The organism is Aeromonas sp. 102P, assembly GCF_051920345.1.
GTDB classification, from domain to species: domain Bacteria; phylum Pseudomonadota; class Gammaproteobacteria; order Enterobacterales; family Aeromonadaceae; genus Aeromonas; species Aeromonas veronii.
This window is the reverse complement of the sequence record NZ_JBQBCZ010000001.1, coordinates 594,601-616,974: the sequence shown is the minus strand read 5'-3', so window position 1 is coordinate 616,974 and position 22,374 is coordinate 594,601. Positions and strand designations below refer to the sequence as shown.

The window sequence follows — 22,374 nt, the reverse complement described above, 5'->3', positions numbered from 1 at the left end:
AAACTATGGAATCACAACGCAATCTACTCCTGATCGGTTTGCTGTTCGTGAGCTTTCTGCTCTGGCAACAGTGGGAGTCCGACAAGGCTCCGAAGCCGGCCCCGACTACCGTGGCCCAAACCGAACATTTCGTACCTGAAGCCGGTCAGACCGGTGATATTCCTCAGGTTTCCGAGCAAGCCAATGCGACTGCCGCACGCAAGCTGATCACCGTCTCCTCTGACGTGCTCAAGCTGACCCTGGATACCCAGGGTGGCGACATCGTGTCTGCCGAACTGCTGTCTCACAAACTGGAAGAGGGCAAGGACCAACCGTTCGTGCTGCTGACCAGCAAGCCTGAGCACCTCTATATCGCCCAGAGCGGTCTGGTGGGTCGCAACGGTCCGGACAGTCAGGCCGAAGGTCGTCCTACCTATGAAGCCGCCCAGACCAGCTATCAGCTGGCCGCTGGTCAGGATCAAGTCGTCGTTCCGATGACCTGGACCGACAGCAAGGGCGTGGTCTTCACCAAGGAGTTCATCCTCAAGCGTGGCGACTATGCCGTTGGCGTTGATTACAAGATCGACAACAAATCTGCCGAGCCGGTTCAGGTGCAGTTCTATGGTCAGCTGAAGCAGACCGTAGCCACACCGAAGGATCAGGAAGGTCATGCCATGGTAGCCAGCGCTTACCGTGGTGGTGCCTTCTCCACTGAAGATACCCGCTACAAGAAGTACACCTTCGACGAGATGAAGGATGCCGACCTGAACAAGACCACCAAGGGTGGTTGGGTCGCCATGCTGCAACACTACTTCGTCTCCGCCTGGGCACCGAATGCCGACGATACCAACAGCTTCTACAGCCGTGTGATCCCTGGTAAAGGCCAGGCCATCATCGGTTACAAGGCGCCGCTGGTTGACGTGGCTGCCGGCCAACAGGCTGAAGTAACCAGCAAGCTGTGGGTCGGTCCCAAGCTGCAAGACCAGATGGCCAAGGTGGCTAACCACCTCGACCTGACCGTCGACTACGGCTGGCTGTGGTTCATCGCCCAACCGCTGCACTGGCTGCTGACCGTGTTCCACGGTTTCGTCCAGAACTGGGGGCTGGCCATCATCATGCTGACCCTGCTGGTACGCGGCATCATGTTCCCGCTGACCAAGGCCCAGTACACCTCCATGGCCAAGATGCGCATGCTGCAACCCAAGATTGCGGCCCTGCGCGAGCGCTTCGGCGATGACCGCCAGAAGATGTCTCAGGGCATGATGGAGCTGTACAAGAAGGAGAAGGTCAACCCGCTGGGTGGCTGCCTGCCGATCCTGGTTCAGATGCCGATCTTCATCGCCCTCTACTGGGCACTGATGGAGTCCGTTGAACTGCGTCACGCGCCGTTTGCCCTGTGGATCACTGACCTGTCAGTGAAGGACCCCTTCTTCGTGCTGCCAATCCTCATGGGTGCCTCCATGTGGTATCTGCAGAAGATGAGCCCGACCACCGTAACCGACCCGATGCAGCAGAAAGTGATGCAGTTCATGCCGATCATCTTCACTTTCATGTTCCTCTGGTTCCCGGCTGGTCTGACTCTCTACTGGCTGGTGAGCAACGTCATCTCCATCATCCAGCAGACCATCATCTATCGTCAGCTGGAGAAGAAAGGACTGCATTCACGCAGCTAATCTTCCCGTGATGACAAAAGAGGCGGCCTTCGGGCCGCCTTTTTTATTACAATGTCTCCCACTACGTTTTCCTATCAGCGAACAAACGAGCCAAGCAAGATGACAACAGATACGATCGTGGCCCAGGCCACCGCGCCAGGCCGTGGTGGCGTCGGCATAGTCCGGGTCTCCGGCCCCGCCGCCGAACAGGTCGCCGGGATAGTGCTCGGCAAGCTCCCGCGGGTGCGCTACGCCGAATATCTGCCGTTCAAGGATGAGCAAGGCCAGGTACTGGATCAGGGCATCGCCCTGCTGTTCAAAGCTCCCAACAGCTTCACCGGCGAGGATGTGCTGGAGCTACAGGGCCACGGCGGCCCCGTCATCATGGATATGCTGATCCGCCGCATTCTGAAAATCGATGGCATCCGCCCTGCCCGCCCCGGCGAGTTCAGCGAGCGCGCCTTCATCAACGACAAGCTGGATCTGGCCCAAGCCGAAGCTATCGCTGACCTTATTGAAGCCTCCAGCGAACAGGCCGCCCGCAGCGCCATGCACTCCCTGCAGGGGCAGTTCTCCAGCAAAATCCAGCAACTGGTGGAGAGCCTGATCCGGCTGCGTATCTATGTGGAAGCGGCCATCGACTTCCCGGACGAGGAGATCGACTTCCTCTCCGATGGCAAGGTGGCGGGCGACCTCTATAGCATCATGTCCGAGCTGGACGACGTGCGCGGGGAAGCCAAACAGGGCGCTCTGCTGCGGGAAGGGATGAAGGTGGTGATCGCCGGTCGTCCCAACGCCGGCAAATCGAGCCTGCTCAACGCCCTGGCTGGGCGCGAGTCGGCCATCGTCACCGAGATTGCCGGCACCACCCGCGACGTACTGCGCGAGCATATCCATCTCGATGGCATGCCGCTGCACATCATCGACACCGCCGGTCTGCGCGACACCCAGGACAAGGTGGAGCAGATCGGTATCGAGCGCGCCTGGGCCGAGATAGAACAGGCCGACCGGGTGCTGTTTATGGTGGATGGCACCACCACAGACGCGGTTGACCCGCGGGAGATCTGGCCGGAATTTGTTGATCGGTTGCCAAAAAACATCGGCCTCACCGTCATTCGCAACAAGGCCGATCTGACAGGCGAGGATCTGGCACCGAGCCAGGAGCAGGGCCACGCCGTCTACCGTATCTCCGCCAAGACCGAGCTGGGGCTGCCTGCCCTGCGCGAGCACCTTAAACAGTGCATGGGCTTCCAGGGCAACACCGAAGGGGGCTTTATGGCCCGCCGCCGCCATCTGGATGCGCTGGAGCGCGCCGCCGAGCGCCTGCTGGTGGCCAAAGAGCAGCTGGAAGTGTTCGTGGCCGGCGAGCTGGTGGCCGAAGAGTTGCGCCTGGCGCAGGAGTCCCTCTCCGAGATCACCGGCGAATTCAGCTCCGACGATCTGCTGGGTCGTATCTTCTCCAGCTTCTGCATCGGCAAGTAATGTGGTGAAAAATCAGCAATAAAAAGCAGCCAGTGAGAACATAAGATATTGTAAATATTGGACTTTGTTTTTTACTGGCTGTTCTTGCCTGATCTTGTTTCGTGAGAATTTACCCCGAGAGTACCCCGAAGTAACCTCTCGGGGTACTTTCGGGGGACAATTATGAAGATCAGCATCGAATTCCGCGAACCGGACGCCGAAGGCAAGCGCGCTCTGCGCTTAACCTATTACGCCGGCTCCTACCTTGACCCAACCACGGGCATCCGCAAGCACAAACGCAGCAGAGAGCCCCTGGATCTCTTCCTGTACGACAAGCCGCGAACCCCAGCACAGCGGCTCCACAACAAAGAAACCCTGCGAGCAGCCGAAGCCATCCGCGCCAAGCGGCTCTTCGAGTACGAGACAGGTAAACACCATCTGGATTTCTCGAACGCCTACAAGGCCAGCTTCTTCGAGTACTTCCAAGAGGTTACAGACCAAAAAGCGGCAGGCAGCAAGAGCAACCACTCTATCTGGATATCAGCCCTCAAGCATTTGCGCCAGTACCATAAACTGCCAGAGCTGACTTTCGAGGAAGTAGATCAGCTGTTCCTGGAGGGGTTTCGGCACTACCTGATGCACAAGGCCCGCACCAAAAGCGGCACACCACTGAGCCGCAACACCCAGAGTGCCTATTTCAACAAGTTGAGAGCAGCCTTGAACCAGGCAGAGCAGGATCGGCTGCTGCCGGATAATCCGGTACGACGTGTCAAAGCTATCCAGGGGGAGAAGAACAAGCGGGTTTATCTGACCGAAGATGAGGTTCGGGCCATGGCCCAGGCTGAGTGCCGCTATGACGTTCTTAAGCGCGCCTTTCTGTTCTCTTGTTGCACTGGCTTGCGCTGGTCCGACATTCACAAGCTGACCTGGGCCGAGCTGGAGCCCTTCTATGGCCATTACCGTATCGTCTTCACCCAGAAAAAGACCAGCGGCCTGCAATACCTGGATTTGAATGACATGGCGATGCAGCTGATGGGGCGCTCAGGCAAGGCAACAGAGCGGATCTTCAAGGGCCTCAAGTACTCGGCTTGGCACAACATGGAGCTCACCCGGTGGGCGTTGCAGGCGGGTATAACCAAGAAGGTAACCTTCCACAGCGCGCGTCATACCTTCGCCGTCATCCAGCTTAACCGCGGCGTCGATATCTATGCCCTCTCCCGCTTGCTGGGACACAGTGAGCTGAGAACCACAGAGATCTATGCAGACATCCTTGAATCACGGCGTAGAGATGCCATGCTCGATTTTCCCAACGTATTGGAGTGATAGAAGCACCCTCGACGAGATCATGGCCAGGAAAAGCCAACAAATAGGCCAGCGCGACCATGCGCTGGCCTAGATTATCTTAGATAATATAGATCGGATTTCAGGATCGCCCTGCAGCCCAAGCGGTAACTGGGTTTCACTGAATTGGCTTGTGACCGTTATCGTGAACTTTGTGACCACTTTCGTGATAGTTTGTGACCGTTATCGTGATAGTGCAGGCCGGCCGATGGTAAACCGCCCCTTGGCATGTTCGCAGATAGACCAGCCCAAAGCAGTCAGCTCATCCAATGCCTTACGAACTCGTGATTGCCGCTTGCGATGGGTGGCCGTGCTGACCTCATCGGGAAAGGCATAAGCGACCAAGGTGTCTAACTGCACTGCCCTTTTCTGACCACAATCCACCCAGGCACATAGCCGCTGATGCAACAACCGAGCGATGCTGCCATTCAAGTGCCGAACTTCTGTCATGTCGATACGAACATGGCGACCATTACCCATAATGGCGTAGGTCAGCAAGGGATTAAGCGCCAAAAAAAGTCCATCAGTCTGAGTGTCACTGACATAGTTCGCCAATAAGCGAAAGCCGCTACGCTGGCCAGCCACCTTTGCGATCACCGACACCTTCCACAATCGCTCGATACAGCAACGTACAGTATTGGTATCCCGAGGATTGGCGTATCCAACCTCCTTGGCCAGTTTGCGCAGGCTGCTTCTGACCACCAATACCCTTTGCTGGTTGGCAGCCCAACGAAGATCCAGAAGATCTCGCAATATCGCCCCAGTTTCGCTCACCGCAACTGGCTCAATCTCGTTACTTTGTGACTCAAGTCCAGCCAGGGCAACCAACCCCTGAAGCACACGGAGGTCATCTGCACCCAGCGGCTCAGGCCCGGAGAACTCGATCTGATTGCCACCACCGAAACGGTAAATCACCTCCAGCTTGTCACGGCGGCGTTGGCCATGCGAGATCGCCCTAAACAACCCGGGTGCAAGACAGTGCATATGGTCATGCCTAGCATGGGTCAATTCAAAGCAAGACACGTTTGCCTCCCGCTCGGCGTGTTACGCCCAACCTAGCGGGAGCGGGATACAGCACGCCACCTTCCCCCCGCACCAACCAGCGCTCCGGTAGTGGCGGCCCATAATTACTTTTGCTTACCCCAAACCGCACGTGAAGCTTGCTCTTCTCTGCCGATACACCCAGCTGCTGCGCCTCTTTCTTGGTCATAGTGGCGAGGTAGCCCTGCCAGCGCACATTGTCTACCAGCACCGACGAACCACGGCTTGCCTGCTGCAGATCGCCAACTTCTTGGAATACTGCGGATTTGCTGGTGTGGTGTACAAACAACACAGCGCATCCCAGCCTCATGGCCAGCCGCTCCAACTGACCCAGTACCTGCGTCATGGCACAGGCCGCGTTCTCGTCGGCATCGTGGAAGCGCCTCAAAGTATCGATGACAATCAACCTCACCCCTTCAGCCCATATAGCAATCGCTTCCCACCAATGGCTATCCAGCACATTCGGACTGGAGCCATGCAGCGGTATAAGACGAAGGTTTCGTTCGACGTTGGCACGAAGTTCAGCATCAAGACCTCCGCCCAAGGCAAACAAGCGCTGGTGCAGTACAGGCCAAGGGTCCTCAGCAGGCAGGTAGAGCACGGTTCCCCTGCCCAGCTTGCCAAGTCCAATCCAATCCGGCCCACCGGCGATCTGCATTGCCAGTTGCAATGCCAACATCGATTTGCCCACCCCTCCCGGTGATACCAACGCACCAACGCAGCCAACAGGCAGCCCCGGGAGGACAAAATCGAGGGGTTTCGGAGGTTCAATAAAAGCCGACCGGAGATCCTGGGGGCAGAGAGATGTAATCAGATCCTGTGTCATACCCACCTCACAACCGCCCATGGCTAGCTTGCCGCACACGCTTGGTTACATGCTCGGTGAGTTCGGCGTCTGGTGAAATGCGGTGGGAGAGCAGCCAGTCCAGCAGCTCAACGCGCTTGAAGTAGATCTTTTTGCCTTGTGGCTTGTAATGCGGCAGACGCTTTTCACTGGTCAGCCGGTACACATAGCAGACAGAAACCCCCAGCAACTCAGCGCACTCCTCGGCAGAAAGCACCTCTTTTTGCGCCTGTCCTTGCTGGATTACCAACTGCTTAAGCTCATAAAGCTCTTTCAGGATTGCCCCATTCGGATCACTGAAAACTGACGAATTTTGTTCGCGCATGCAGATTGTCTCCTAGTTACAAACATCAGCATGCAAGAGCGTACTGGGGGCTAGGCGAAAACCTCGTTGCTGTAGTTGTCCAATTTGGGCACCAAGAGCGATTTTTACGGAGGGAAAACTTTCACATGTGAGAGCCACACAACAAGATTCATCGCCATTGATGCAAAAAAAGATCGAACATTGTCTTGACGGAACAAAGTCTCATCAGAGACACTAAGCATCAGCATCATTAGCGATGACGAGATTTTTTGTGAAATTACACCTGAACCAAATCGCCACTATCAGCGCTGGTTATCCGTTTCGCGGCAAGATCCCCGAGTATCCAGAGGGGAATCTGGCCGTTGTGCAGATGAAAGACACCTCGTCAGAGTTCGGTGTCGACTGGATGAGCTGCTTGCGCAGTGAGGCAACTGGCAAAAAAGCACCGGACTGGCTGCAAACTGGAGATATTCTGGTGGCAGCACGGGGCAACCAAAACTATGCCGTGCTGGTTGATACTCGGCATGCCCCACTGCCAGCTGTGGCGGCCCCCCACTTTTATGTGGTACGGCCACAATCTGATGCACTGATCCCGGAGTTCCTCGCCTGGCAGCTCAATCAGCAGCCCTGCCAGCGTTACTTCGAACTGCATGCCGAAGGCACCCTGACCAAGAGTATTCGCCGCCAGGTGTTGGAAGAGGCCTTGATTGGGCTTCCATCACTGGCAGAACAACAAACCATTTTGGCAATGGCTCGCACGCTGCAGGAGGAGCGCCAATTGATGCAGCGCCTCCAGCACAATGGCGAGCAGATGATGCATGCCATCGCGACTCGCCTACTTGAACAATCCGATAGAGATGCCTCTTGAGGCTCGCATACCCGTTATTACGCCAAGGAAACCCCCTTTATGACCGAACAGATCAATCAGGACGTTATCAACAACACCGTTTGGGGCGCCTGCGATATCTTCCGTGGCACCATCAGCCCCGATACCTACAAGGATTTCATCCTCACCATGCTGTTCCTGAAGTACATCTCTGATGTCTGGCAGGACCATTACGACAGCTACAAGAAGCAGTACGGCGATGCGCCAGAGCTTATCGAAGAGATGATGAAGAGCGAGCGCTTTGTACTGCCCATCGCCGAAATCAAGGATCAGGATGACAAGGTAGTTCAGTCCTTCAAGGCTAACTTTTACAGCTTGTACGAGAAGCGATTCGAGCCCGGTAACGGCGAGCGCATCGATGTCTGCCTGCACGCTATCGAAGAAGCCAACGGCACCAAGCTCAAAGATGGCAACAAGAGTGTGTTTCAGGACATCAGCTTCAACAGCGATCGCCTCGGCGAAGAGAAGCAGAAGAACACCATACTGCGCTACCTGCTGGAGGCATTTGCCAAACCGGAGCTCAACCTGAAACCAAGCCGGGTCGGTAACCTCGACGTGATTGGTAACGCCTACGAGTACCTGATCGGCAAGTTTGCCGCCAACAGCGGCCAGAAAGCTGGCGAGTACTACACCCCGCCCGAAGTCTCCGATCTGATGGCCGAACTGCTGGATCCGCAGCTCGGCGATACCATCTGCGATCCCGCCTGTGGTTCCGGGTCGCTGCTGATGAAATGCGGCCGCAAAGTAGTGCAAAACTACGGCCAGAAACGTTATGCCCTCTACGGGCAGGAGGCCATCGGTTCCACCTGGTCGCTGGCCAAGATGAACATGTTCCTGCACGGGGAAGACAACCACAAGATCGAGTGGGGCGATACCATCCGCAACCCCAAGCTGCTGGATAAAAACGGCGACCTGATGCGCTTCGATATCGTGACCGCCAACCCGCCGTTTTCCCTCGACAAGTGGGGTCATGACGAGGCTGGAATTGATAAATATGGCCGCTTCAAGCGCGGCATTCCGCCCAAGACCAAGGGGGATTACGCCTTTATCCTCCATATGATCGAAACCCTGAACCCCAAGAGCGGCCGTATGGGTGTCGTGGTGCCCCACGGCGTGCTGTTCCGGGGCTCAAGCGAGGGCAAGATCCGCCAAAAGCTGATCGACGAGAACTTGCTCGATGCGGTGATCGGTCTGCCGGAAAAGCTGTTCTTTGGCACCGGCATCCCCGCCGCCATCCTGATCTTTAAAAAAGAGAAGGTGGACGATAACGTGCTGTTTATCGACGCCAGCAACGACTTCAAGCCGGGCAAGAACCAGAACGTGCTGAGCCCGGAGAATATCTCCAAGATCGTCAAGACCTACCGCAACGGCGGCAATGTCGAGAAATACGCCTACCTTGCCTCGCTCAAAGAGATCAAAGAGAACGACTACAACCTCAATATCCCCCGCTATGTGGACACCTTCGAGGAAGAGGAAGAGATCGATCTGCTGGCGGTGCGTGCCGAGCGGGAGCAGCTCAAAGCCCAACTGACCGAGCTGGAAACCGAGATGGCCAACTTTCTCGCCGAACTGGGTTATCTGGATCACAACGCATAAGGAGCTCTTGCAATGGAACAACAACAAATTCAGGCATTAACGACTAGTTTCGAAGGCCATGCAGAGCAAACCGACACGGGCGTTGAGTATTGGCTAGCGAGGGATCTGCAACACCTGCTGGGCTATGGCAAATGGGATAACTTCACCAGCGTCATCTCGAAAGCCAAAACAGCCTGTGAAGTCAGTGGCCACGGGGTGTCGGACCATTTTGCCGACGTCGGGAAAATGGTCGAACTTGGCTCGGGTAGCCAACGAGAGATCGATGACATCATGCTGACCCGCTACGCCTGCTACCTGATTGCTCAAAACGGTGATCCCCGAAAGCAGCAAATCGCCTTCGCCCAAACCTACTTTGCCATGCAAACCCGCAAGGCGGAGCTGATTGAACAACGGCTGCTGGAAACTGAGCGGGTGCAAGCACGCCAAAAGCTCTCAGCCACAGAAAAAGAGCTCTCCAGCGTCATTTATGAGCAGACCGGTGGTAATCAGAACTTTGCACTGATCCGCAGCAAAGGGGATCACGCCTTGTTTGGCAAAAGCACGCAAGCGATGAAAGCCCAATGGAAGGTTCCAGATAGCCGACCATTGGCTGACTTTGCCCCAACCATCATTCTCAAGGCCAAAGACTTTGCCACCGAGATCACGATCCACAACGCCCGCACTCAACAGATGACCCGGGAGACGCAAATTTCCAACGAGCACGTCACCAACAATCAGGCGGTGCGTCAAACCCTACTCAGCCGCGGCATTCAGCCAGAGCAGTTGCCAGCTGCCGAGGATGTAAAAAAGGTGGAACGCCGTCTGGCCTCGGCCGACAAAAAATCGCTGAAAAATCCTGCGCGGCTGGATAACGGGAGTACGGACGATGAATAAGAAAACAGCACTGCGTACGCTCAAAATGCAACTCACCACGCAGGAAAGCGAGATGGCCAACTATCTGGAGGGGCTCGGTTATGGTGCCTAAGGGATGGATCGCCTCCCAAATTGGGGACATTGCTAAGTTTTCCTCTGGTGGAACACCAAGTAAACAGAGCGCTCATTTCTGGGGGGGAACAGAGCCATGGATATCAGGTAAAGACCTAAAAACTCACTACCTTGCAACAAGTATTGATACTCTGACAGAAGATGGTTTTAAGGTGGCTAAAAAAGCGCCAAAAGGATCATCTTTAATCCTTGTTCGCGGTATGACGTTATTGAAAGACTTTCCTGTTGGCTATGCCACAAGAGAGGTCGCATTTAATCAGGATTTAAAGGCGCTTATTCCTAACAAGGATATTGATGGGCTTTTTCTCTCTTTTATGCTGGCAGCTGAAAAAAACAAAATACTCCAGCTGGTTAGCACCGCTGGCCATGGCACTGGACGTCTGGATACTGAATCCATAAAAGCATATCCAGTAAATATTCCGCCTCTTTCTGAACAGAATAAAATAGCTGAAATTCTTTCCACTTGGGATAAGGCCATCACCACCACCGAGCAACTGCTGACCAATAGCCAGCAGCAGAAAAAGGCGCTGATGCAACAACTGCTTACCGGCAAAAAACGCCTGCTGGATAAGAATGGAGTTAGGTTTAGTGGGGAATGGAAAATTTACAAATTCAGCAGTTTGTTCAATGAGCGAGTTGAAACTGGTCGGGATGATCTGCCCCTGCTGTCGATTACGGCTGACGATGGCGTTGTTTACCAGGAAGATACCGGTAGAAAAAACACCTCCAATGAAGACAAGTCAAAGTATCGCAGAATTTGCGTGAATGACATTGGCTACAACACCATGCGCATGTGGCAAGGCCGATCTAGCTTGTCAGATAAAGAAGGGATTGTTAGTCCTGCTTATACAATTGTCACACCAACGGGCAAAGTTTGTCCTGCTTATGCTGCGTATTTATTTAAGTTCCCAGCCCTTGTCCATATCTTCTACAGGCATTCTCAAGGCCTTGTTTCAGATACTTGGAATTTGAAATTTAACCACTTTAAGAATATTAGCTGGCAAGTACCTAGTATTGATGAACAACAAAAAATAGCCGCAGTCTTGTCCACCGCCGATAAAGAAGTTACTGCGCTGCAACAAAAGCTCGACGCCTTAAAGCAGGAGAAACAGGCGCTGATGCAACAACTGCTGACCGGCAAACGACGGGTCAAGGTAGAGGAGGCCGCATGAAAAAAGTGACCATTCACCCCATGACCGAGGCCGAAGTGGAATGGCTGGAGCAGCGACTGATGGACTATGGCAATGACGACGCGATGCTGAGTCTGTCGGCGCTCGACGGCTTTCTGACTGCGGTACTCTCCGGCCCCGACCTGGTGCCACCCAGCCAGTGGTGGCAGGTACTCTGGGGTGGCACGCCCCCAGAGTGGTCGTCCGAGCGGGATATGAAACGGGCGCTGGATTTGATCCTCGGCCATATGAATATTCTGGCCCATACCCTCTGTTATCAGCCCGAGCACTTTATCCCGGTGCTGATGGCCAACTATGTCGAAGGGCAGGAGATCTGCAACGCCGAGGAGTGGTGCTTTGGCTATCTGCGTGGCATGGCGCTGGGGAACTGGCCAGCCTTGCCAGAGGAGCTGGATACTTGGCTTGAGGTGATCCGCCTGCATGGCAGCGATGACCAATTGCCACTGCTTGCCAGCCTGTCGCTACCGGAACATCAGCAGAGCGTGGCCGAGGTGGGCACCGCCGCCTTGCGACTGCACGCCCATTTTCTGGCCCAACGGGGGCCAAGCACAGCGCCGATAGCCGCACCAGCCCTCACACCAGTAACCCTGCCGGTTAGAGCGGCCTCCAAGATCGGGCGCAATGACCCCTGCCCCTGTGGCAGCGGCAAGAAGTTCAAACAGTGCTGTTTGCACTGAGTTGAGATCGCAAGACCCCGAACAGACGCCATCGGTAGCACACAGTTGAAGGAGCGTTCAAAGGCATGATCGAATTTACCCCGGAGCAGTTGCTGGCTCAGTTGCGCGAGCTGGATGAGTGTCCCCGTATCGAGGCCAAGCGAGGCAGCGACATCGGTTCATCCGTCATGCAGTCGATCTGTGCCTTTGCCAATGAGCCTGGCCTTGGTGGTGGCTATCTGCTGCTCGGGGTTAACGAGCCAGATGACACACACGACACCTTTTCGGTATGCGGTGTCAGCCACAGTGACCAGCTCCTCAACACCCTGCAAACCAACTGCCGTGATCAGTTTGAACAGCCGATCCCGGTACAGGCACAAGCCCATCAGCTGGAGGGAAAACGTGTGCTAGTCGTCTTTGTCCCCGAACTGGAGCCGGCAGCCAAGCCTTGCACCTTTAAAGGGAAATACGACAGCAAGAACAAGCGCAAGAGCGGCGTCTGGCGACGGGGATTGAACGGTGATTACGAATGCTCCCAGCTGGATCTGGAGCCCTTGCTGCTCGCCAAAAATGGCCTGGGGTTCGAGCAGGTTCTGCTGCCTGACGCCCACTGGGATGATCTCGATCCCCACGCCATCGAGCTCTATCGCACGCTGCGCAGCAAGGTTCGCCCTCATGCTGAAGAGTTGCAGGCCAGTGACAGTGAGATGCTCCAATCCCTCAATCTGGTGAAAAAGCGCCAAGGTGAATGGGTACCCACTATCGCCGGCTTGTTGCTCCTTGGCAAACCGCTGGCGCTGCGAAGACTGTTACCCGCCATGCGCGTGGACTATGTGCGCGTCGCCGGCACTCAGTGGGTGGAAGACCCTCAACAGCGCTTCGACACCACGCTGGATCTGCGTGAACCCCTGCTGACGCTGATCCCCAAACTGGAGGCCACCATTCTGGATGACTTGCCAAAGCATTTTCGTCTGGAAGAGGGCAAAACCCAGCGAGACGACCAGCCCTTGCTGCCACAGAAGGTGATTCGCGAAGCGGTGGTCAACGCCGTCATGCACCGTGATTATCAGGTCAATCAGCCCATCATAGTGGTGCGCTTTAGCAACCGTCTCGAGATACGCAACGCCGGCTACTCTCTCAAGCCCGAGGCGATGCTGGGGGAGATGGGCTCTATCCTGCGCAATCCGGTGCTGGCTTCTGTGCTCTACGACGTCAGCTTTGCCGAGACCAAAGGCTCCGGCATCCGCACCATGCGACGTCTGCTGGACCAGGTGGGTCTGACCGCGCCTGTTTTTATGAGTCAGGTCATCCAGAACCAGTTTCTGGCAACCTATCTATTGCATCAGCTGATGGGCGAAGAGCAGTTGGCCTGGCTCAAACAATTCGCTCATTTCACCTTGAACAACGATGAGGCCAAAGCACTGATCCTGGCCAAAGAGACGGGAGCGGTGGATAACGCAGGCCTTCGAGCCATTACCGGCCTTGATACGCTCGCCGCCAGCCAGATACTGGGAAGATTGCATCATCAGTACCAGTTGCTGGTCAAAGGGGGGGCAGGCTCCTCCACTTACTACGAGCTGTCAGCGCCTCACGAACTCCCGCTGTTTGCTGCTGCCAATGATGAGGGCCCCCGCTCAAATGCGGGTGACCCCGTGGCAAATACGGGTGACCTCGACGCAAATACGGGTGACCTCGCGGCAAATAGAGGTGACCTCTGCTCAAATGCGGGTGACCTCCCGTCAGATCTGCTCGCTCGTATAGACCAGCTCACCCCCAAAGCACGCAGAAATAACCTGTGGCCAGTGATTCTGTGGCTCTGTGCCATGCGTCCTTACAAGACTGAACAACTGGCCAAAACGCTGAACCGGCGAGAAAACGCACTAAAGGCGTCCCATTTGAACATTATGAGGGAACAAGAGGGCTTGATTGGCTATGCCTACCCAGAAGTACCCAATCATCCGGAACAGGCTTACCAAACCACAGAGAAAGGGCGCCAATGGCTCGCTGCACGGGGAATTGAACTCAATGACTGATCATCACCACGCACCCAAGTTTCAAGAAGAGTTCAGCGCCAAGATCCCGGCCCTGACCCTGCTGACCCAGCTGGGCTGGACTTTTCTGCCCCCCAAGCAGGCACTGGCAGCCCGTAACAATAAATATGACCAGGTCGTGCTGAGCCAAATTCTGCGCGAGGAGCTGAGCAAACGCGCCTTTGTGTATGCTGGCAAGAGGTATCCGCTGTCCGCCAAGTCAGTCGACAATCTGGTAAGTGAGCTGTGTACTCCAGCGCTTAACGAAGGGCTGATGACCGCCAATGAACGGACCTATAACCATTTGCTCTATGGCATGTCGGTCACCGAATTCATTGACGGCAAGAAGGTGAACCCGACCATTGCCCTGATCGACTGGCATCACCCGCACAATAACCGCTTCACCTTTACCGAAGAGTTTCACGTCACCCGAGCCAGTGGTATAGAGTCTCGTCGCCCCGATATCGTCTGCTTCGTCAATGGCCTGCCATTGGCGGTGATCGAGGCAAAACGCCCGGATAGCAACGCCAAGAAGGGACCTACCGTCAAGGAGGGGATCTCCCAGACTATTCGCAACCAGCTACACGGTGAGATCCCGCTGTTGTTCGCCTATAGCCAGTTGCTGCTATCCATCAGCGGTATCGAAGGACGCTATGGCACCTGCGGCACACCGGAAAAATTCTGGGCAGCTTGGCGTGAAGAAGACATAAGTGACGCGCAGATGGCCGAGATCAAGAATCGGCCGATTCCCCAAGAAACCCTCTCGACACTGTTTGATCATCGCCCAACGGCCACACTGGATTGGTACCAGACCCTATTGGCCGCCGGCGAGTTGGCTGTGACGGACCAGGATCGGCTGCTAATCAGCCTGCTGTCACCTGATCGGCTGCTGGATATGACCCGTCTGTTTACCCTGTTTGACAAGAAAGCCGGCAAAATAGTGGCCCGCTATCAGCAGGTGTTCGGCATCAAGCGACTGATCGAGCGGATCAGCCACAAGCGCCCTGATGGCGGCCGCCAAGGCGGGGTGATCTGGCACACCACAGGCTCAGGCAAGTCGTTCACCATGGTCTTCCTGAGCAAGGCGATGATCCTGCATGATGCGCTGAAAGCCTGCCGCATCATTGTCGTGACCGACCGGGTGGATCTGGAAAGCCAGCTCAGCAAGACCTTCTCATCCAGTGGTGAACTGGCTGGCAAGAAGGACAAGGACGCGGCGATGGCCACCTCGGGCAAGCGACTGGCTGAGCAAATAGGCAAGGGTACCGAGCGCATCATTTTCTCGCTGATCCAGAAGTTCAACACTGCTACCAAATTGCCTGAGTGCGTCAACAAGAGCTCGGACCTCATCGTGCTGATTGATGAGGGGCACCGTAGCCAAGGGGGCGAAAACAATATTCGCATGCAACTGGCCCTGCCCAATGCCGCCTTTGTGGCCTTTACCGGCACCCCTCTACTGAAAAACGACAAGACGACCAACAAGTTTGGCCCCATCCTGCACGCTTACACCATGCAGCGAGCCGTTGAGGACAAAGCGGTCACCCCCCTGCTCTATGAAGAACGCATCCCGGATCTCGATGTGAACGACAGGGCGATTGATGCCGGTTTTAACCGCATCGCCACCAACCTGACCGAGGAGCAAAAGGCTGACCTGAAGCGCAAATACACACGCAAAGGCGAGCTCTACAAAGCCGATGACCGGCTCCAGCTTATCGCTCGCGACATAGCCGAACACTTCGACAAGAACATTCCGGAAGGGCTGAAAGGTCAGCTCGCCTGCGACAGTAAGTCTTCCGCCATCAAGTACAAGCAATATCTCGATGAGGTTGGATTGTTCGAATCCGCCATTGTTATCAGCTCCCCCGATAGCCGGGAGGGCAATACCGATGTCGATGAATCTAACCTCCCTCTGGTCGTGCAGTGGTGGAAAGATAACGTGGGTAGCCAGGATGAGCAGCTCTACACCAAGCAGATTATCGAACGCTTCGCCGACAAGGATGATCCGCTCAAGCTCTTGATCGTGGTAGACAAGTTACTGACCGGTTTCGATGAGCCCAAGAATACGGTGCTTTACATCGACAAACCCTTGAAGGAGCACAACCTGATCCAGGCCATCGCCCGGGTCAACCGGCTGCACCCGGACAAAGAGTTTGGCTTGCTCATCGACTACCGCGGCATTCTCTCGGAGCTAGATACCACTATCGCCAAGTATCAGGATCTCGCCTCACGCACTCAGGGTGGCTACGACCTTGACGACATCGCCGGCCTCTACAACCAGATGAGCTCTGAATACAAGCGCCTGCCACAGCTCTACAAGGACCTGTGGAACATCTTTGCCGGGGTAAAGAACAAGCAGGACATAGAGCAACTGCGCCAGGTGCTGGTACCCCGAATGGAAGAGGTTGAGGGAGAGCTGGTAGATGTGCATCTCAAGGTGCGTGAAGACTTCTATGAGGCACTCTCCCGCTTTGCCAGTTGCCTGAAAGTAGCTCTACAGTCGGCCTCGTTCTTCGAGGACACCGCCTTTACCGAAGCGGATCGCCGCCATTACAAAGAGACGCTGCAGCAGTTCTCCAGCCTGCGGCAAACCGTGCAACAGGATGCAGGTGAAAGAGTCGACTACCACGAGTACGCCCAGCAGGTGAAAAAGCTGCTCGACAAGCATGTGGTTGGCGTCGAGGTCAAAGAGCCCGGTGGTGTGTATGAAGTCGGCAAGATGGGACTGCAAAAACCGCCGGAAGAGTGGAGCAAAGAGAAGACCCGCAACGAGACTGACATCATCAAGACTCGCGTCACGCGCATGATTGAGCAGGATCTCAGGGATGACCCTTATGCTCAGGAGTCTTTCTCAACCTTGTTGCGCCTCGCCATTGCAGAGGCGGAAAAACTGTTTGATCACCCTCTCAAGCAGTACATGCTGTTCCGCGAGTTTGAAGAGCAGGTACAGGAACGCCGCCTGAACGATATGCCTGATGCGTTTGGCACTAACCGCCATGCTCAGGCCTACTTCGGGGTCTTCAAAAAGAACCTGCCACAACTGTTTGACAGCCAGGATGCTCAGGTTGAAGAAAAGTGGGTCAAACTCGCTTTCGAGATCGACCGGTTGGTTGATGCCTCGGTCGCTGAACACTCTATCAACCCGCAAAATATTGAAGCCGATATTCGCAAGAAGCTGCTGCCATTGCTGTTCACCGAGTGCAAGGCCATCGGCTGTGGCATGGATCAAGCCAAGCGCATGGTGGAAATGGTCGTGCAGATTACCCGAGTTGGTCACAGTGGGATGTAACTGCAGATGAGTACCTCCGGCAACATGACCAATAGGCTCCAGCACTTTTCCTATGGCAGCGAGCTCATCCGGTTCGAACGGCTTACCAGACCCAAGGCCGGCAAACTGCTGATCAAGGTGCATCCTGACTGTCGGGTTGAGGTGATGGCCCCACCGCAAACGCCAGATGAAGAGGTGCTTGCGGCGGTAAAAAAACGTGCCCGCTGGATCTACGAGCAGTTGCGTGACTTTCGTCAGCAGTTGGAACATGTTACGCCACGCCGTTATGTCAGTGGCGAGAGTCACCTTTACCTCGGCAAGCAATACCTGCTCAAGGTCATCGTTGCACCAAGCAGTGTGCAAGGGGTCAAACTGCTGCGAGGCAAGCTGGAAGTATCAGTCAGGCAGCCAGGACCCGAGACAGTGAAGGCTCAACTGACCCAGTGGTATAGAACCCGCGCCAGAGAGCTTTTCGCCAAACGTCTCGATGCCATGTTGGAACAATCCTTGTGGGTTGTGGATCGCCCTCCGCTACGCCTGCTGAATATGCAAACCCAATGGGGAAGCTGCTCGCCCAATGGCCGGATCACACTCAATCCTCATCTGGTAAAAGCCCCCAGAGAGTGCATTGATTACGTCATCCTCCACGAGCTTTGCCACCTAGCCGAACACAACCACAGCGAGCGATTCTGGCGGTTGCTCAGCCAGGTGATGCCGACCTGGGAGAAGACCAAACAGCTGCTCGACGGGATGGCCCACCGACTGCTGACATCCTGAAATATGAGGGGCAAAATTCCAGATAGATAGGAATCCGCCCCCATCAATTCCAGCACACCAAGGTCCATCATCCCTTCAAATAAGACGACCAACATTCCAGAGCGAAAAACAACACGAACATTCCAGATAGATGGGAAGGCCCCTATCAATATTCCAGGTGCTCGTTCTGAAGCGAAATTCCACTATCTGGAATATCCTCACCAAGATTCCAGATAGATAGTTATGTGGAGGGGAACTGGACAGGGGTTGGCCGGGAATGAGGGCGCTGATTCCGCTGGTCAATAAACCACTGGATTCCATAGTTCCAACTTTGTCACTAACGAACAAACTCAACATTTTCAATAAGTTGATTGAACGCCAACACCTTCAGTGCCATGCTGAAATTATCTTCAGTGGTGGAGCAAAACGATGGATGCGTTCAGTTGGGGGATGGCGGGCTTATTGGCCTTCTTCACGCTTGTTTTCGTGTGGAGTCTGTATAGCTACAAAGCGCATGCAAAAGAGCGGCACCATGAAACCGATCGCTGATATCGCCCTCATGGCGGTGGTTGCGCTGGGCTTGATGGCACTTGGCGACACGTTGTTTGCATGGCTGCTGATCTGCCTGCCACCGGTTTACTGGTGCTGGCCAATACTGGCCTGGGCCACCAGACGCCCCATCACGGCCAGGTTGCAGTTAATGGCTCTTGCCGCACTCACCTGCTGGCACTGGCCCGCCGGGCTGTTCACTGCGCTGAGCATCGCTCTTATCTGGACAGCGAAAACCCTCAAGACAACCCCACGCTCAAAACGCAAGGGTGGGCCGGTCATCAAAAATTACTACTTCTGGAGCTAACTGCGCGCCTCCTTGGCCACACTGGCGATAAGGTACCTTGAGCAACCAAGCATCTCCTGAATCGCGGAATAACTGTGGCCAGTCACCAACAGCCTGGCGATGTGCTGACGCTTCTTCTCATCCTTCTGCCTACCACGGTATTTCCCTTCATCCCTGGCCTTGGCAATACCCTGCTGCTGCCTGCGACGGCGATCTTCATAGTCTTTACGAGCGACGGCTGCGAGCATATCCAACAGCATGCCATTTACAGCCTGCAAGATGGCGCTGGTGAACTCGGAGCGGCTGTCCCCCTGTAATGCCACCCAGGAAGTCGGAAGCTCAGGAGAAACGATGGAGAGCTGTTTCTGTGCCAAAAGCTGCTTCAGTGTTTGCCAATCCGTCTGATTGAGACGGGCCAGACGATCAATCTGCTCTACCAGCACAATGTCACGATCTGCAGCGTCGCGGATCAGCCTCATAAGCTCAGGCCTGTCCAGCGTCGCTCCCGACTCATTCTCCACATAGAAACTGGCAATCTGATGGCCATGCTCAGCAGCAAAACCAATCAGCAGCTTTCGTGCCCGCTCAGCATCCTGTTCCATAGTCGATGCACGTAAATACGCCCGTATGAACATTGAAACCCCCATCAGTCTGTTTAAAGTGGTTCTTAATTATTGGTTCAATATAAGTGGTTTCAATATTTCTTTCGAGAGGATATCGAGTGGTTTTTATGGGGTATACCTTTTTAGAACCACCACATGACGATCGAAATACGACCTTTCGATAGCCTTCTGATCTGACAGAACAAACTTTAAGTGTGATCCGTCATCACAAAGTCGCTTTTGAGTTGTATTTGAGTATTTAAGCGACGTTGCTCACCATTCCTGATCTGCTGAATGGGATGCCAAAGGAGGAAATCTACAGAAGCTGGGCTTTGAGGTGAGTCATCTTTTCGACTCACCGAACAAGCCAGCAGCCAAGCGCAGCGCGGCAGGCTATTGAACGTTACGTACAAAAGCCCAACCATGTGACACCATACTAACCAGTATTCTGTCTCAAACTACCAAATGACCGTACCAAGGGGACAGCTTGCCCTAGCACCAACTGGGATCTGGCGGTGGCCTTTGCTCCGACTAAACAGAGTGGACTACTGGATACAGCACTCAAGAACTGCTGGCGCTGTAGTGGCAATGAGTTCTGGGGAAAACTCTCGGTTATCGATATCAATAAACATTAAGTAGAGAAGTAGAGATGAGCGATAACGCTTATATCGGCGCTTTGCGCACCAGCTTGTCGCGCTACCAGGCCGAGCTGTCAGAGATCCGGGCAATTCTGGCGCTTCGTACCCTTTCCAATCTGGAGTACCGCGCCGCCGAGCGAATCCTGCAAGTTTCTATCGAAGCAAGTATTGGCGTGGCAAAACACTGGGCCAAAACGCTGGCAGGCCATACCCCACAGGATGCCTATCAGGCATTCGAGTTCCTTGTCCTACGTGGTGAGCTATGCCCCGACACTCTGATCTGTTGGAGCAAGCTCATTAGCCTTCGCATTGCGCTGGTGCACGACTATCTGAATATTGACCCCGAGATCATCCGTAGCGTCATTGCTCAAGGCTATAGCGACCAGCTGTTCACGTTTGCAGAGCAAGGTCTCGACTGGTTGGCTGCCCATATTGATTGAAACTTCGACGTCATATCTCCGTTTACCGTTCTCTTACCCGCTATAGGGGATAACTGTTAAATACCGCCTATAGCGTGTAAGTTATATTTACCTCCTATAACAGGTAAACATTGATATACCTGCCATAGCGTGTAAATTGGAAGAAGGCATGCTACCAGGTTGTCAAATCATGAAAGTAACCAGCGCCAAGCAGCTGAGCGCCTGTATCAAGGATGCCAGGCTTTCGCAAAAGCTCTCTCAAGGCAAAGTGGCCGAGAAAGTGGGGATTAGGCAAGACACAGTATCCAGCTTCGAGCTCAACCCTGAGTCCACCAAGCTGGAAACCCTGTTCAAGATCCTCGCGGCACTCGAATTGTCACTGGACATCAAACCCCGCAATGAGTCATCCGATAGTCCGACATCGGGCTGGAAGGAGGAGTGGTAATGGCCAATCTGGCTGTCTACATGAACGGCTATCGGGTAGGCACATTCACCAAAACTACCAGCGGTGCCCATCAGTTTCAGTACCATGAGTCCTGGCTGGCACAACCAGGCAGCCGTCCCATCTCACTCTCCATGCCATTGCGCCATCAGGCCTACCGAGGCGATGAAGCATATAACTTCTTTGATAACCTGCTGCCAGATAATACGGAGGTGAGGAACAGGGTTGTAGCACGCTATCAGGCGGTATCAACCCAGCCCTTCGATCTGCTCAGTTGCATTGGCCAGGATAGCGTAGGGGCATTACAGCTGGTTACCGAAGGACACGATGTTCCAGATGTCAGGCGAATCGACTACAAGGCCCTTTCCGATGACGAGCTCGAGCAGATCCTGACCAGCTACAAATCAGGAATCCCTTTGGGGATGGTCAGGGAACAAGAGGAGTTTCGGATCTCTATCGCCGGGGCGCAAGAAAAGACTGCGCTGCTCTATCTCGATGGCCTTTGGTACTTGCCACTCAACGCAACGCCGACAACCCACATTATCAAACTCCCTATCGGCAAGATTGAAAGCCACTCCTACTCGATAGACCTCTCCCAAAGCGTAGAAAACGAATATCTCTGCACTCTGATTGCCAAGGAGTTTGGTCTACCCGTACCTCACTGCTTCATGATGCAGGTTGGCCAGGTCAAAGCACTGGCTGTGGAACGCTTCGACAGACGTTACGCTGCCGATCGCAGTTGGATCATGCGCCTTCCCCAAGAAGATTTCTGTCAGGTATTGAATGTTCCGTCAGCACGGAAATACGAGAGCCATGGAGGACCAGGGATCACTGACATCATGGAAACCTTGCTGGGCTCTGCGACACCAGAACAGGATCGCTACCTGTTCATGAAATCTCAGGTCCTGTTCTGGCTGCTGGCGGCCACCGATGGCCATGCAAAGAACTTCTCGGTCTTTATTGAACCGGAAGGGCGTTTTCGCCTGACCCCTTTTTACGACATCCTATCTGTCTATCCAGTGTTTGGCGGCCGAGGCCTCAACCGAAGGGACGCCAAGCTCGCTATGGGCCTAGCAAGCAGCAAGGGAAAGAAGTACTCCATTGAGCAGATATTCCCGCGTCATTTCTTCCAAACGGCAAAAACTGTGGGATTTGAGCGTTCTGCTATGGAAGAGATCCTGACAGAACTGGCCAACTCCGTTGATGATGTTATTGAGCGCGTTACCCAGCAATTGCCAGCAGACTTCCCCGACACCATCAGCAGCACCATTCTAGAGGGCCTAAAAGCCCGCTCAGCCAGGCTGATAAAGGGTTGGGATTAAATTGGCGTTATGTGGGATGACTGCACGGTTAGCCAAACTACCTATGGGAAACTTGCACGGTTCGAAGAGTAAAGCGGCTTTCCAGGCACCGGACGATGCTATAGTCGGTTCAAAATATGTTCAAAACTCAC

At 54.6% G+C, this 22,374-nt stretch carries 19 protein-coding genes; 15 read left to right on the top strand and 4 right to left on the bottom strand.

Annotation, left to right across the window (positions count from 1 at the left end):
• Positions 1-5: 5 nt before the first annotated feature.
• The 3 genes from yidC (at position 6) to ACTG1K_RS02940 (ending at position 4,415) form a co-directional block, all read left to right on the top strand.
• Positions 6-1,652, top strand: coding sequence for a membrane protein insertase YidC (gene yidC, locus ACTG1K_RS02950; protein WP_440004795.1), 1,647 nt, complete (start codon positions 6-8; stop codon positions 1,650-1,652).
• Between the two features lie 99 nt (positions 1,653-1,751).
• The gene (gene mnmE, locus ACTG1K_RS02945) at positions 1,752-3,113 is read left to right on the top strand and encodes a tRNA uridine-5-carboxymethylaminomethyl(34) synthesis GTPase MnmE (protein ID WP_129505009.1); all 1,362 of its coding nucleotides are present in this window, start codon (positions 1,752-1,754) and stop codon (positions 3,111-3,113) included.
• Between the two features lie 162 nt (positions 3,114-3,275).
• The gene (locus ACTG1K_RS02940) at positions 3,276-4,415 is read left to right on the top strand and encodes a site-specific integrase (protein ID WP_439975356.1); all 1,140 of its coding nucleotides are present in this window, start codon (positions 3,276-3,278) and stop codon (positions 4,413-4,415) included.
• 201 nt (positions 4,416-4,616) lie between these two features.
• On the opposite strand, the gene repC is transcribed toward ACTG1K_RS02940, so the two are convergent.
• Genes repC through ACTG1K_RS02925 form a run of 3 tightly spaced genes read right to left on the bottom strand, consistent with a single transcriptional unit; the run spans position 4,617 to position 6,643 of the window.
• Positions 4,617-5,456: a replication protein C, IncQ-type gene (gene repC / locus ACTG1K_RS02935; RefSeq protein WP_047439884.1), complete on the bottom strand. Its 840-nt coding sequence runs from the start codon at positions 5,454-5,456 to the stop codon at positions 4,617-4,619.
• Positions 5,443-6,300, bottom strand: a complete 858-nt coding sequence (locus tag ACTG1K_RS02930) for a helicase RepA family protein (RefSeq protein WP_439975355.1) — start codon at positions 6,298-6,300, stop codon at positions 5,443-5,445. The genes repC and ACTG1K_RS02930 overlap by 14 nt, the downstream gene beginning before the upstream one ends.
• Before the next feature lie 7 nt (positions 6,301-6,307).
• A complete protein-coding gene (locus ACTG1K_RS02925; RefSeq protein ID WP_015848536.1) occupies positions 6,308-6,643 on the bottom strand; it encodes a helix-turn-helix domain-containing protein in 336 nt (111 codons plus the stop codon).
• A gap of 250 nt (positions 6,644-6,893) precedes the next feature.
• Here ACTG1K_RS02925 and ACTG1K_RS02920 point away from each other — a divergent pair, with 250 nt between their 5' ends.
• The 9 genes from ACTG1K_RS02920 to ACTG1K_RS02880 all read left to right on the top strand — a co-directional run bounded on the left by ACTG1K_RS02920 (position 6,894) and on the right by ACTG1K_RS02880 (position 18,841).
• Positions 6,894-7,490 carry a restriction endonuclease subunit S gene (locus tag ACTG1K_RS02920; RefSeq protein WP_440004794.1) on the top strand — a complete coding sequence of 199 codons (597 nt, stop codon included), beginning with the start codon at positions 6,894-6,896 and terminating at the stop codon, positions 7,488-7,490.
• A gap of 39 nt (positions 7,491-7,529) precedes the next feature.
• On the top strand, positions 7,530-9,104 hold the full coding sequence (locus ACTG1K_RS02915) for a type I restriction-modification system subunit M (protein WP_234576506.1): 1,575 nt from the start codon (positions 7,530-7,532) through the stop codon (positions 9,102-9,104).
• A 12-nt stretch (positions 9,105-9,116) separates the two neighbouring features.
• A complete protein-coding gene (dinD, locus tag ACTG1K_RS02910; protein ID WP_234576505.1) occupies positions 9,117-9,977 on the top strand; it encodes a DNA damage-inducible protein D in 861 nt (286 codons plus the stop codon).
• Positions 9,978-10,057: 80 nt separating this feature from the next.
• Positions 10,058-11,260, top strand: coding sequence for a restriction endonuclease subunit S (locus ACTG1K_RS02905; RefSeq protein WP_421297538.1), 1,203 nt, complete (start codon positions 10,058-10,060; stop codon positions 11,258-11,260).
• The gene (locus tag ACTG1K_RS02900; RefSeq protein ID WP_234576503.1) at positions 11,257-11,955 is read left to right on the top strand and encodes a UPF0149 family protein; all 699 of its coding nucleotides are present in this window, start codon (positions 11,257-11,259) and stop codon (positions 11,953-11,955) included. Before ACTG1K_RS02905 ends, ACTG1K_RS02900 begins: the two co-directional genes overlap by 4 nt.
• Before the next feature lie 65 nt (positions 11,956-12,020).
• Entirely contained in the window at positions 12,021-13,967 is a 1,947-nt protein-coding gene (locus ACTG1K_RS02895; protein WP_440004793.1) for an RNA-binding domain-containing protein, read from the top strand.
• On the top strand, positions 13,960-17,250 hold the full coding sequence (locus tag ACTG1K_RS02890; protein ID WP_439975350.1) for a type I restriction endonuclease subunit R: 3,291 nt from the start codon (positions 13,960-13,962) through the stop codon (positions 17,248-17,250). The genes ACTG1K_RS02895 and ACTG1K_RS02890 overlap by 8 nt, the downstream gene beginning before the upstream one ends.
• 24 nt (positions 17,251-17,274) lie before the next feature.
• The gene (locus tag ACTG1K_RS02885; protein WP_439975349.1) at positions 17,275-18,006 is read left to right on the top strand and encodes a M48 family metallopeptidase; all 732 of its coding nucleotides are present in this window, start codon (positions 17,275-17,277) and stop codon (positions 18,004-18,006) included.
• 511 nt (positions 18,007-18,517) lie between these two features.
• On the top strand, positions 18,518-18,841 hold the full coding sequence (locus ACTG1K_RS02880) for a hypothetical protein (protein WP_104016729.1): 324 nt from the start codon (positions 18,518-18,520) through the stop codon (positions 18,839-18,841).
• On the opposite strand, the gene ACTG1K_RS02875 is transcribed toward ACTG1K_RS02880, so the two are convergent.
• Complete coding sequence (locus ACTG1K_RS02875; protein WP_439975347.1) at positions 18,838-19,455, bottom strand: recombinase family protein; 618 nt, start codon at positions 19,453-19,455, stop codon at positions 18,838-18,840. The two genes, ACTG1K_RS02880 and ACTG1K_RS02875, sit on opposite strands and share 4 nt — an antisense overlap.
• 616 nt (positions 19,456-20,071) lie before the next feature.
• Between ACTG1K_RS02875 and hepT the strand changes: the two genes are divergently transcribed.
• The 3 genes from hepT (at position 20,072) to ACTG1K_RS02860 (ending at position 22,243) form a co-directional block, all read left to right on the top strand.
• Positions 20,072-20,500 carry a type VII toxin-antitoxin system HepT family RNase toxin gene (gene hepT / locus ACTG1K_RS02870; protein ID WP_331379470.1) on the top strand — a complete coding sequence of 143 codons (429 nt, stop codon included), beginning with the start codon at positions 20,072-20,074 and terminating at the stop codon, positions 20,498-20,500.
• A 169-nt stretch (positions 20,501-20,669) separates the two neighbouring features.
• Positions 20,670-20,924 carry a helix-turn-helix domain-containing protein gene (locus tag ACTG1K_RS02865; RefSeq protein WP_101323164.1) on the top strand — a complete coding sequence of 85 codons (255 nt, stop codon included), beginning with the start codon at positions 20,670-20,672 and terminating at the stop codon, positions 20,922-20,924.
• The gene (locus tag ACTG1K_RS02860) at positions 20,924-22,243 is read left to right on the top strand and encodes a type II toxin-antitoxin system HipA family toxin (RefSeq protein ID WP_227272716.1); all 1,320 of its coding nucleotides are present in this window, start codon (positions 20,924-20,926) and stop codon (positions 22,241-22,243) included. The genes ACTG1K_RS02865 and ACTG1K_RS02860 overlap by 1 nt, the downstream gene beginning before the upstream one ends.
• Positions 22,244-22,374 lie beyond the last annotated feature (131 nt).